This window comes from Cytobacillus solani, assembly GCF_001420595.1.
GTDB lineage: Bacteria > Bacillota > Bacilli > Bacillales > Cytobacillaceae > Cytobacillus > Cytobacillus solani.
In genome coordinates this window covers 2,825,866-2,838,444 of sequence record NZ_LJIX01000006.1, presented here as the reverse complement: position 1 = coordinate 2,838,444, position 12,579 = coordinate 2,825,866, and the positions used below count along the sequence as shown (strand labels likewise).

At 39.2% G+C, this 12,579-nt stretch carries 11 protein-coding genes; 10 read left to right on the top strand and 1 reads right to left on the bottom strand.

Annotation, left to right across the window (positions count from 1 at the left end; genetic code table 11):
• The first annotated feature begins 83 nt into the window (after positions 1-83).
• The 3 genes from AN957_RS15975 (at position 84) to pssA (ending at position 3,606) form a co-directional block, all read left to right on the top strand.
• Complete coding sequence (locus AN957_RS15975; RefSeq protein ID WP_056685133.1) at positions 84-1,646, top strand: fatty acid--CoA ligase; 1,563 nt, start codon at positions 84-86, stop codon at positions 1,644-1,646.
• Between the two features lie 24 nt (positions 1,647-1,670).
• The gene (locus AN957_RS15970) at positions 1,671-2,774 is read left to right on the top strand and encodes a CaiB/BaiF CoA transferase family protein (RefSeq protein WP_056685130.1); all 1,104 of its coding nucleotides are present in this window, start codon (positions 1,671-1,673) and stop codon (positions 2,772-2,774) included.
• A gap of 142 nt (positions 2,775-2,916) precedes the next feature.
• Positions 2,917-3,606: a CDP-diacylglycerol--serine O-phosphatidyltransferase gene (gene pssA, locus AN957_RS15965; protein WP_053476447.1), complete on the top strand. Its 690-nt coding sequence runs from the start codon at positions 2,917-2,919 to the stop codon at positions 3,604-3,606.
• Positions 3,607-3,824: 218 nt separating this feature from the next.
• Here pssA and AN957_RS15960 read toward each other — a convergent pair whose 3' ends face one another.
• Positions 3,825-4,202, bottom strand: a complete 378-nt coding sequence (locus tag AN957_RS15960; RefSeq protein WP_053476446.1) for a nucleotide excision repair endonuclease — start codon at positions 4,200-4,202, stop codon at positions 3,825-3,827.
• A gap of 283 nt (positions 4,203-4,485) precedes the next feature.
• Here AN957_RS15960 and AN957_RS15955 point away from each other — a divergent pair, with 283 nt between their 5' ends.
• From AN957_RS15955 to AN957_RS15925, 7 genes are all read left to right on the top strand, one after another.
• Positions 4,486-5,256, top strand: coding sequence for an ABC transporter ATP-binding protein (locus AN957_RS15955; RefSeq protein WP_056685127.1), 771 nt, complete (start codon positions 4,486-4,488; stop codon positions 5,254-5,256).
• A gap of 65 nt (positions 5,257-5,321) precedes the next feature.
• Positions 5,322-7,238 carry an AMP-binding protein gene (locus AN957_RS15950; RefSeq protein ID WP_172797646.1) on the top strand — a complete coding sequence of 639 codons (1,917 nt, stop codon included), beginning with the start codon at positions 5,322-5,324 and terminating at the stop codon, positions 7,236-7,238.
• On the top strand, positions 7,238-8,122 hold the full coding sequence (locus tag AN957_RS15945) for a branched-chain amino acid ABC transporter permease (RefSeq protein ID WP_056685119.1): 885 nt from the start codon (positions 7,238-7,240) through the stop codon (positions 8,120-8,122). Before AN957_RS15950 ends, AN957_RS15945 begins: the two co-directional genes overlap by 1 nt.
• A 4-nt stretch (positions 8,123-8,126) precedes the next feature.
• The gene (locus tag AN957_RS15940) at positions 8,127-9,188 is read left to right on the top strand and encodes a branched-chain amino acid ABC transporter permease (RefSeq protein ID WP_053476443.1); all 1,062 of its coding nucleotides are present in this window, start codon (positions 8,127-8,129) and stop codon (positions 9,186-9,188) included.
• A 74-nt stretch (positions 9,189-9,262) separates the two neighbouring features.
• Entirely contained in the window at positions 9,263-10,438 is a 1,176-nt protein-coding gene (locus AN957_RS15935; RefSeq protein ID WP_056685116.1) for an ABC transporter substrate-binding protein, read from the top strand.
• A 142-nt stretch (positions 10,439-10,580) separates the two neighbouring features.
• Positions 10,581-11,369, top strand: coding sequence for an ABC transporter ATP-binding protein (locus AN957_RS15930; protein ID WP_053476441.1), 789 nt, complete (start codon positions 10,581-10,583; stop codon positions 11,367-11,369).
• Positions 11,369-12,541 (top strand): phenylacetate--CoA ligase family protein, encoded by a 1,173-nt coding sequence (locus tag AN957_RS15925; protein WP_053476440.1) that lies wholly within the window; start codon positions 11,369-11,371, stop codon positions 12,539-12,541. The genes AN957_RS15930 and AN957_RS15925 overlap by 1 nt, the downstream gene beginning before the upstream one ends.
• Positions 12,542-12,579: the final 38 nt, after the last annotated feature.

The window sequence follows — 12,579 nt, the reverse complement described above, 5'->3', positions numbered from 1 at the left end:
AAAAGAAGAAAACGTACCCTCATCAATCAAAATAACAAATCTGCGGTAACAAACAGGCATTATTAAAAAGGAGGAAAGCTAGAATGGCGACAACGATTGGAAAAGTATTCGATTTAACGGTTGGCAAATATCCGAACAAGGAAGCTCTTTTTGATGTCAGAAAAAATTTGCGTCTTACCTATAAAGAATGGAGTCTGGAGATCGATAAGCTAGCCAATGCTCTCTTGCAGGAGGGAGTGCGAAAAGGGGATATTATTTCAACCTACTTATTTAATACAGAAGAACTGGCTACTGCCTTTTTTGCCTGTGCGAAAATAGGGGCGATCTTTAATCCAATAAATTTTCGGTTAATGTCTGAAGAAGTGGCATATATCTTATCAGATGCCAATCCGAAGATCGTTTTGTTTGAAAAAATGCTTGAATCTGGTATTGACCCCATCGCTAAACGTTTTCCGCAGACTGCTTTCTGGTATATTGATGAAGATGCACCGTCATATGCAGCAAGCTATAAAGCAAAGGTAGCTTCTGCACCTAGATCAAAAGTTAAAGCCTCTATTGATGAAAATGATGTTTATGCCATTATGTATACGAGTGGAACTACCGGAAGACCAAAGGGTGTTCTTCACCGGCACCGGGAAATTGTCGAACAAAGTTTAATCGTTATTAGTGCAACAAAACTAGATAGTAATGATAATGGTCTTGTAACCGCACCAATGTTCCATTGCGCTGAACTTCATTGTGCCTTCCTTCCACGTGTGCATGTCGGAGCGAAAAATACCATCCTCCATCATTTCGAACCGAAGCAAGTACTCCAATTAATTACAGAGGAAAAAATAACCAAGTTTTTCGCTGCACCCACGATGTGGAATATGCTTCTGCAGGAAAATTTCGATGAATACCAGCTGGATAGCTTAACATTAGGTCTTTACGGAGCAGCTCCTATGGCGCCAACACTTGTATATGCCTGCAAGGATAAATTAGGGATATCCCTTGTTCAGGCATATGGTATGACAGAAATGGGTCCTGCGATTACCTTCTTATTCGATGATGATCAAATACGAAAAGCTGGATCAGCTGGGCAGGCATGCCTAAATCATGAAATAAGGATTGTGCGCCCGAATGAGGATGGTCCATCAGATCCAGATGATACAGTTCCGGCTGGTGAAACAGGTGAAATCATTGTCCAGGGACCATGCATGATGAGCGGATATTATCATAATGAAGAAGCATCAGCCAATTCCTTGTATATGGGATGGTACCATTCCGGTGACATTGGCTATCTTGATGATGAAGGGTATTTATTTGTTAAGGATCGTGTGGATGACATGATTATCAGTGGCGGAGAGAATATATATCCTCGTGAAGTGGAGGATGTTTTGTATACACATAGTGGTGTTCTTGATGTTGCCGTCATTGGTCAGCCAGATGATCGTTGGGGTGAAACGGTAACCGCATTTATCGTGAGAAAGGATCCAGACCTTACAGAAGAGATGCTCGATGAAGTTTGTAAAAACAGTGAAGAACTGGCGAATTATAAACGGCCGCGGCAATATATTTTCTGTGATGCCTTACCGAGAAATGCAAGCGGGAAGATTCAAAAATTCATGCTGCGCAAACGGCTGGAGGATTTATTTTCAAATGGGTAAACATGAAAATGAAAGGGTGATTCGATGTTAAAAGGTGTAAGAATCATCGACTTTTCAAATTATCTTCCAGGACCTTATGCGACGATGAGATTAGCCGAGCTTGGCGTAGAAGTAATCAAAGTAGAACCGATAGAAGGCGATCCTGCAAGGCATCTTGGGATTAAAAAAGATGACACAGGCATTGTTTTCTTAGCAAATAACCGCCAGAAGAAAAGTATTGCCCTTAACTTAAAAGAAAAAGAGGGAATAGAACTGGCATTAAAGCTAATCGAAACAGCGGATGCTGTTCTTGAAAGCTTTCGCCCAGGTGTTATGAAAAAGCTTGGTCTTGATTACGAAACAGTGATCAAGCATAAAGAAGATATTGTTTATTGCTCCTTAACCGGTTATGGGAATGCTGGCAGCTTCTCTCATCTTGGAAGCCATGATATTAACTATATGGGGGTTAGCGGCGTTCTTTCTCAATTAAAGGATGAGCGTGGGAAACCAGTTCACCCATCGATTCAAATTGGAGACTATTTAGGAGGAATGGCGGCGAGCGAACGGATATTGGCAGGGATTGTTGCTAAGATACTAACAGGAAAAGGAAGCTATCATTGTATCTCTATCGCAGAAACAGTTGCTTCAATTATGGGGAATCATCTACTTATCGCGCAAGAAACGGACGATCAAACAGGAATTAAAGAATTAAACGGGGTGCTTGTTTCCTATGCAATGTATGAAACGAAGGATCATCGTTATGTGACATTAGGTGCTCTTGAACAAAAATTTTGGTTGAATTTTTGTCAGGCACTAGGTAGAGATGAGTGGATTAATGCTCATTTTTCTAAGGCTGAAACAAACAACCCAGTATTCATGCAGGTATGTGAATTATTTCGAAGCCGGGAATTAACAGAATGGATGGAATTCGGAAAAATAGTGGATTGTTGTTTAACACCTGTTTTAGAACCAAATGAGTTGCATTCATTTGCATACTTCCAAGAAAAAGAAATTTTATGGGAAAATAACAACGAAAGCATGTATGTAAAAATGCATAGAAATCAAAAACAGAATGGGGCATCCTCGCCAGCATTAGGTCAAAATACAAAGGAACTTGTAGCAGAATTAATTCGTAAAGCATCGGAATAACCGATGCTTTTTTAATTATTTTTCATTAAGGACATTTAACGACAGGAATAAAATGTTATAATTCTAGTGGCCGGTATTCCTTTGTGTGAAATAAGAGTTTTCTACATAAAATAAAGAAAATAATTAGGAGTGATACATCCTCGTGCGATTTACTAAAGCGATTCCTAATATGGTGACATTAGGAAATTTATATTGTGGTTTTTTATCTATTGGTTTTGCTGCAAATGGGGGATTCAAAAATGCAGCAATATTAATCTTAATTGGGATGATGCTTGACAGTATGGACGGAAGACTTGCGCGAATGTTGCATGCAGATAGTACATTGGGGAAAGAGCTGGACTCTCTTGCAGATATCGTTACATTTGGAGTTGCGCCATCATTTTTAGTCTATTATACATATTTTTATCAATTTGGCATGCTAGGGTTTGTTGTTGCAGGTTTATTTCCTCTGTTCGGTGCTTATCGTTTAGCTAGATTTAATATTAGCTCAAGTAAAACATCCATGAATTATTTTGTTGGGGTTCCAATTACGGCAGCAGGTGGAATATTAGCCATTCTTACATTATTTGGCCATATTATTCCACAAATTATTACGACAGTTGTTTTTACAGGTATGTGCTTTTTAATGGTGAGTAAAATCCGTATTCCAAGCTTAAAAGAAGTACCTCTTCCAAAATACGGTACAATCGTGACCATTTTTCTTGGCTGCGTTCTATTTATTATAGTCAAAGGAACTCACGGCCAATTTCCTTACTTGATCTACATCGCCACTCCATTATATATTGCATACCTCGCATATCGTTTTGTGAAAGGAAAAAAAGATAAAGAATAAAAAAAGGAGGAAGACCCTCCTTTTTTTTAAAAAGATAAGAAAGTATAACTTTGGAGTTAGAGAATTGTCTAGTTCCAGCGCCTACCGCCTATCAAACTTCAGGTCCCCTCCACAACGATTGCGTCAACATCGGTTCACTCTCGCTCACCGTGCTTCCTTTATCGAAAGAACCGGCCCTTCCAGTTTGTACGGCGATGACCAAGGCGCTTGCACTTTTCTTATCGATAGAATACTTTTTCAATATTATATTTTGCTTTAAGTGTATTAATAATATATGTTTCGTATATTTCTCTTTCCATTGGATCCTCGACTAAACATACAGCAATTTTATAAACTTCATCTCGATACTTTTTCATTGGAGAAACAGTATCCTCAAAATGCTTCTTGACTCTCGGTCTTAATTTCCTCGCTTTTCCAACAAATAAAAGCTCCTCATCTTTATTAAAGAAAAGAATCAGTCCACCTTTATCTCTCGGGATACGATGATATTCTGTAAATCCGTAAACACTGCTAATCTCTGACCCACTTGTCTCTCCGGCTAGATTCCGTTTTTTTGTTATCACAATTTCTGGAGAGGGCATATCAATTTTTATCATTATTATCACTTCCTAATCTTAATAGATGGTATCACACTCTAACAGTAAAAATCTACATGCGCTATGAATAAATATTTCTAATGAACCATTCATTCATCCATTGATGTATTTTCTAAAAATACATCTTATATAAATTAGTATACTTGCATAAATAGTCATTATTTGCGGATGAAAAAATTTCATAAATTGAAGGAATAATATGAACAGCAGAGAATATATTTAAATATTCTAAATTTTTAAAAATGTAAGCGTTTTTTGTAAGAGATTGGAGGATGAAAGTCGAGTGGGAATTTTAGAAATTAATGATGTAACACTAAGGTTTGGAGGAGTTGTGGCACTTGACAAAGTTTCTTATGAGGTAAAGAAAGGGGAGATATTTTCTTTAATTGGGCCTAATGGTGCCGGTAAAACGAGTATGCTGAATTGCATTAGCGGGCTGTACAAGCCATCCTCAGGTTCGGTGTGCTTTAACGGAGAAGAAATTACACACTTCAAGCCCCATAAACGTGCAGCACTTGGAATCGCTAGAGCTTTTCAAAATATCGAATTGTTTCCTCATTTATCTGTATTAGACAATCTGATGCTGGGCAGACACGTCCGTATGAAAACTGGAATTCTCTCTGGTGGATTGTATTGGGGGAAAGCTCAAAAGGAAGAAGTGCTGCATCGCCAAAAAGTAGAGGAAGTAATTGATTTTTTGGAAATTGAACATATCCGTGACACGCCTGTTGGGAGACTGGCCTATGGATTGCAAAAGCGGGTCGAGGTCGGTCGTGCATTAGCATTAGAGCCGGAGATTCTATTATTGGATGAACCAATGGCTGGAATGAATAGTGAAGAAAAGGAGGATATGGCTCGCTATATCATTGACATTCATGAGGAAATGGAAACTACGATCATTCTAATTGAGCATGATATGGGTGTTGTCATGGATCTTTCTGATCATATTGCTGTTCTTGATTTTGGAAAATTAATTGGCTATGGCACTCCATATGAAATTCAAAATAACCAAAAGGTGATTGACGCGTATCTTGGAGTAGAAAATGTTGGCTAGGAAATATCTCGACTAAAGAGTAAAGGCAGTGGATATTAGGTGCTTAAAGAGGAGGCAGCCATTATATGTCAAGCTTGAATATGACATTTCCTCAATTATTACTTGAGAGGACGGCAAGAGCTGGTTTGAAAGTTGCTTTAAGAGAAAAAGATTTTGGTATTTGGAATGAGATTACGTATCAAGAATATTTAGATCAAGTAAAAAGTCTAAGTCTTGGATTTGCGAAGCTTGGCTTAAAAAGGGGCGATAAACTAGCAATAGTTGGCGATAATCGGCCTGAGTGGGTTATGAGTGAACTGGCAGCCCAAGCGTTAGGAGGAATTTCAGTCGGAATTTATCAAGAATCGCTGCCGAATGAAATGAGCTTTATTTTGGATCACTGTGATGCAACGATTGTTGTGGTTGAAGACCAAGAGCAGGTCGATAAGATGTTTGAAATTAAGGAAGAAATTCCGAACGTAACAAAAATTATTTATTATGATCCGCGTGGAATGAGGAATTACCAGGACGATGCTTTGATAAGCTTTGAAGAAGTCCAAGCCCTCGGGAGAATGCTTGATGAAGAAGATCCCGCCTTTTTTCAATCAGAAGTAAAAAAAGGAAGTGAGCATGATGTCGCAATTTTTTCTTATACATCCGGTACAACAGGCAATCCGAAAGCAACCATGCTTACATATAAGAACCTTCTTGATATGGCAAAAAACTTATCAACTATTGACCCGCTAACAGATAAGGATGAGTATGTATCCTTTTTGCCCCTTGCTTGGATAGGCGAGCAAATGATGACCATGGGAATGGGCCTATATAATGGCATGACGATAAACTTCCCTGAAGAACCTTCCACTGTGTTAGAGAATCTGCGTGAAATTGGACCTCAAGTTATGTTCTCACCACCTAGAATCTATGAAGATATGGTTTCAAGATTTCAAGTGAAAATTCAAGATGCCGGCTGGCTAAAAAGAAAGATATACAAATGGTGCAAGCCAATCGGTGAAAAGGTGGCAAGAGCCTATTTTGAAAATAAAGAAATTTCATTTACAACAAAGCTGCAATACAAAATAGCCGATTATTTCATGTTTAGTGCGATAAGGGATCACTTAGGCTTGCTCGGCATGAAGCGTGCATATACTGGTGGTGCTCCTCTTGGACCGGATGTTTTTGAATTTTTCCATAGCATTGGTGTCAATGTGAAGAGTATTTATGGACAGACAGAAGTATCGGGTATTTCGATTGTTCATCGTGATGGGGATATAAAGCTGGATAGTGTTGGCATCCCGATCCCTGGGACAGAAGTGAAAATTTCAGATGAAGGAGAAATACTCATCAAGAGCTCAAGTATTTGCAAAGGCTATTATAAAAATGAAAAATCAACGAAGGAAACAATACAATCTGGATGGCTGCATACTGGAGATGCTGGCAGATTGGATGAAGAAGGGCATCTCTATGTCATCGACCGGATAAAGGATGTCATTCGCTTGAATTCAGGGGAAATGTTTTCACCGAACTTTATTGAAAATAAACTGAAATTTAGTTCGTATATCCAAGAGGCTGTAGCTATTGGCAAGGATCGACCATATGTCGTAGCTATGATAAATATAGACATGGAAAATGTCGGCAGATGGGCGGAGAAAAATCAAATTAGTTATACAACCTATACAGATCTGTCCTCGAAGCCGGAAGTGTTGGCGTTAATTCAGAAACAAGTGAATGATATTAATCAAACATTGCCAGAGAAAGCTCGGGTAAGAAAATTCGTTCTTCTTTATAAAGAGCTTGATGCAGATGATGAAGAGCTGACAAGAACAAAGAAGGTAAGAAGACAATTTGTTGCAAAAAAATATGAGACGCTTATTGAAGGGATGTACACACAAGAAGAACGGATAAAGGTTGAAGGAAAAATTAAGTATCGTGATGGAAAGGAACAAACGATTCATACAACACTTCAGGTGATCTTTATGGATGAAGGAGAGGGAGCTGCATAATGGCCTTTTTTTTGCAAATGCTCGTTACGGGGATCGTTGTTGGCAGTGTATATGCCCTAGTAGCACTCGGATTTGTACTAATCTATAAATCTAGTGATGCCATCAATTTTGCACAAGGTGAATTCCTATTAATTGGGACCTATGTTTGTCTCACGTTAATAACTGCTTACAATATTCCATTTATTGCTGCACTATTCATAGCACTTATGTTCAGCGCTATTCTTGGATTTGTCATAGAGCGAATTGTTCTTCGGCCATTTATTGGAGAACCAGTTATCTCTATGATCATGGCAACAATTGGCTTATCAAGTGCATTAGCTGGGCTTGTTCATATCATTTGGGGGCATGAAACAAGAGTTTTTCCGCAGATTTTCCCAGAGGCACCCGTTCGGTTAGGAGAAGTAGTCATATCACCTGTATATATTTGGTCGCTTGTCATCGTAGTCATCATGCTCGTTATTTTCACCTTCTTTTTCAAATTTTCAAAGCTTGGGATTGCCATGAGAGCAACCGCAGATGATCAGCAGGCAGCAATGTCAATGGGGATTAGTGTGAAAACTATTTTCGCCGTTTCATGGGCTATTGCTGCAGTCGTGTCTGCTGTAGGGGGAATCCTCCTGGGCAATATTAATGGAGTGAATGCCTCACTTTCAGCTATTGGGCTGAAAGTATTGCCAGTTGCCATTCTTGGCGGACTTGATAGTATTCCCGGAGCGATAATCGGAGGTTTAATTATTGGTGTTATTGAAACGATGACTGGCGGTTACTTAGATCCATTAGTAGGCGGAGGATTAAAAGAAGTCATGCCATTTATTATTCTAGTATTTATACTCATGTTCAAGCCGTATGGGCTATTTGGGAAAAAAGAAATCGAGAGGGTGTAATCGGATGAAGAATCCTTTTGTAATGGGGTGTGGAGAATTCCATGTGAACTATAAACAAGATATGGCTATATGGAAAATCTCCCGTGTAAGGGTGCGTGTCATGATTATGGTCGCATTACTAGCCATCTTTCCATTAATTGCTTCCGATTACATTGTGGGTCTTGCCACCTTATGTGGAATCGCCGCGATTGGTGCTATAGGACTTAATATTTTAACTGGTTTTACAGGACAAATATCGATTGGAGTAGGCGCCTTTTTAGGGGTAGGCGGTTATACATCGGCCATTTTAACTGCAAAACTTGGTTTAAGCTTTTGGATTGCTATGCCGACCGCTGGTATTATTACTGCAGTCGTAGGCGGTCTTTTTGGATTGCCATCCTTAAGACTGAAAGGACTGTACTTAGCAATTGCGACGCTTGCTGCACAAGTGATCATTCTGTTTGTCATTTCGAGATGGGATACATTGACTGGCGGAACGGCAGGAATGGTGCTTTCAAGGCCGGAAATTGGCAGCTTCGTTTTTAATAGTGAAACAAGCTATTACTATTTAATGTTTGTGATTCTTGTCATTACCACTATATTTACCTTGAATCTTTTCCGGTCTCGAGTCGGAAGAGCGTTCATTGCAGTAAGAGATCGAGATATTGCCGCAGAGGTTATGGGGATCGATTTATTTAAATATAAAGTTCTTGCTTTTATTGTCAGTTCTTTCTTTGTAGGAGTGGCGGGTGCCTTGCTTGGACATTATACGATGGTAGTGAGCCCAGAATTATATAGTATAACCGTCTCTATTGAATATCTGGCTATCATTCTAGTTGGTGGACTTGGCAGTGTTTTTGGTTCTATCTATGGAGCTGTTTTTATTACATTGCTGCCTGTTTTCCTTCGTACAGGAGTAGAATTATTAAGCGGTGTATTCCCTGATTTATCAAATGTGCTAAATGGGATGAAAGAGGTCGTATTTGGGCTTGTTATTATTCTATTTCTAATTTACGAACCAGAGGGGCTAGCGAAAATATGGAAAAATATAAAAGACTATTTTAAGTTATGGCCGTTTTCCTATTAATTTAGTAATGATGAAAGTAATTCTATAGAACTTTCATTTATGAAAGAATTTTTCACATTATGAGGGGGAGAAGAATGAAAAAAATTTGGTCGATTTTTCTCGTATTCGTTTTAGTAGCAGGAGTACTTGCGGCATGTTCAGGCGAAGAAAAAAGTTCAGGCAGCGGCAAAGGAACAATCAAAATCGGTGGAATCTTCGACCTTACTGGTGGAACGGGGGATGTAGGTACACCGTATGCTGAAGGAGCTGAAGCCTATTTTGACTCTATCAAAGATGAAGAGATCAATGGCTACAAGCTTGAGTTAATTGGTGACGACTATGCATACAAAATTCCAGAAGCTCAAAAAATGTATCAAAAATTAAAATCAAAAGATAAAGTTTCAGGCATTCTAGGGTGGGGAACAGGCGATACTGAGGCACTAAGGCAGCAAGTCGCTGCTGACAAGCTTCCATATTTCTCGGGCTCATATTCTGAAAACCTTAAAGATATTAAAGAGAGTCCATATAATTTTTTAACGGCAGCCTCCTATTCAGATCAGGCAAGATCCGCGTTGACTTGGATTAAAGAAAACCATAGCGGCGGTACACCAAAAATCGCTTTCCTATATAATGATACAGCCTTTGGAAAGTCTCCTATTGAAGATGCGAAAAGCTTTGCAAAGGAATTAGGCATGGAAGTTGTTGATGAGCAAATTATTGATGTGCAGGCATTAGATGCAACTTCACAACTTTTAAATATGGAAAAGAAAAACCCTGATTATGCAATCATCCAGCAAACATGGGGGGCAACAGCAACCATTTTAAAGGATGCGAAAAAGCTTGGGATTGATACGCAATTCATTGGTTTAAACTGGGCGACAGGAGAAGGCTTAATTCCGCTTGCTGGGGATGCGGCAGAAGGATTCATTGGTGTTGTTACCCATGCGTTTCCTTATGAAGATCTTCCAGGAATGGAAGAAATCAAAAAGTATTTGGAAGGCAGAGGAGAGAAATTAGAGGATAAAAACCAAAAATTTATCCAAGGATGGGTGTCAGCAAAAATTATGGTTGAGGCGATTAAAATAGCAGACGACCCAACGACAGGAGAAGGAATCCGTAAAGGAATTGAAAAGCTAAAAGAGTTAGATCTTGGCGGATTAGCTGCACCGGTTACATTTACAGCAGATAATCATGCAGGTACGAACAAAATCCGTCTTGCAGAAGTAAAGGGTGGGAAATTTGAAGTCATAACCGATTATATTAGTTACTAAGAAATAGAGGGAGCGTTCGGTAGACGCTCCTTTTTTATAAGTAAGGCAGTGGTCGATTAATGGGAGCAAGTAGCCCGTTAACGATAATAATTGGGTGATAAGACCATACGGCAGTAGCAAAAACGGCAGGAGGAGGTAGCATATGCTGACGATCAATAATGTAGAAGTGATGTACGATCGGGTCATTCTTGTGTTAAAAGGAATGTCGATGGTCGTTCCAAAAGGGAAAATAGTCGCGCTGCTAGGAAGCAATGGCGCTGGAAAAACAACGACACTTAAAGCTATTTCTGGTCTATTAAAAAGTGAAAATGGCGAGGTAACGGATGGATTTATCGATCTGTATGGCGAACGGATTGATGTAAGTGATGCTGAAACAATTGTCAAGAAGGGAATTTTCCAATGTATGGAGGGGCGCCGTGTATTTGAACATTTAACTGTAGAGGAAAATTTAATTGCGGGTGCACATACAAGAAAGGATCGAAAAAATATTAAGGATGATATCCAAAAGGTGTATCACTACTTTCCAAAACTAGAAATGCTGAAAAATAGACAGGCAGGGTATTTGTCCGGAGGAGAGCAGCAAATGCTTGCCATCGGCAGAGGAATTATGGCAAAGCCGAAAGTATTGCTATTAGATGAGCCATCACTTGGATTAGCCCCTTTACTTGTAAAAGAAATCTTCGCCATCATCAAAAAAATAAATGAAGAAGAGGGAACGACGATTCTAGTAGTAGAACAAAACGCAAATGTGGCGCTATCCATTGCGGATTACGGCTATATTATGGAGAATGGCAGAATTGTTATGGACGGAACGGTTGAGCGGCTTTTAGCAAACCAGGATGTGAGAGAGTTTTATTTAGGTATGAGTGATAAAGGTAGAAAAAACTATAAACATATTAAATCATATAAAAGAAGAAAGAGGTGGCTGTGATGGATTCGCTTCAGGCTGTTATCCAATATGCATTCGATCATGCGGCTGGCTTTAAAAAACGAATGGTTAAAGCCGGATTGAGTCCCATAGATATTCAATCAAAAATGGATTTGTCTAAGATTCAGGTAATGAAAAAGGATGATTTGCCTGAAATACAAAAAGAAAATCCGGCATTCGGTCTTTTAGCAACTATCAGCACAACTGAGATGGCAAGAGTTTTTATGTCCCCAGGACCGATTTATGATCCGCAAACACATGAAAAAGATTTTTGGCGTTTTTCTGAAGCACTTTACGCAGCAGGTTTTAATGAAAAGGATATTGTCCAAAATACTTTTTCCTACCATTTGTCCCCTGCAGGATTTATGTTTGATTCCGCACTAAGAGAATTAGGAGCAACGGTAATTCCAGCAGGGACTGGTAATCGAGAACTTCAAATTCAAGTAATGAAAGATTTACAGGTTACTGGATACGTAGGTACGCCAAGTTTCTTCTCGATTTTACTCGATGCAATAGAAGAGAAGGGCTGGACGTTTGGAAAAGATATTCACCTGGAAAGGGCATTTTTTATCGCCGAAATGCTGACAACTGAGATGCGAAAAAGATGCGAGGAAAAAGGGATATCTGTATTCGAAGGCTATGGAACGGCAGATTGCGGCTGTCTAGCATATGAAGATAAACAAGGCCCAGGATTAAAGATATCAAGTTCAGCCATTGTCCAAATTTGTGATCTTTTGACAGGAGAGGAGCTTTCAACCGGTGAAGGAGAAGTGGTTGTCACACTTTATGATAAAAGCTATCCGCTTATTCGTTTCGGAACGGGTGACCTTTCGAGATGGGTTGAGGGATATGAAGGAAAAAGAATAACAGGTGTTCTAGGCAGAATTAGTGATGGAGTGAAAGTGAAAGGCATGTTTGTGAGGGAAAAACAGCTCTTAACTGTGCTTGAACAAGCTGGTTACAGCAACTTTCAAGGAATCATTAAAAGAGAGAATAATCAAGATGTATTCCAGTTATTCGTTGAGTCTGATGAAGAACTTCAAAGGGATTTAGGTGAAAAAGTGCAAGATGTTATACGTGTATCACCAATTCTTACAAAAGTGGATAAAGGTCACATTAACCGGAGTGAAAAACGATTAATTGATCAGCGTTCTTATGAATTGAAAAAATCCTAGAAATAAATGGAGAGTAAAACAGCTCTCCATTTATTTTT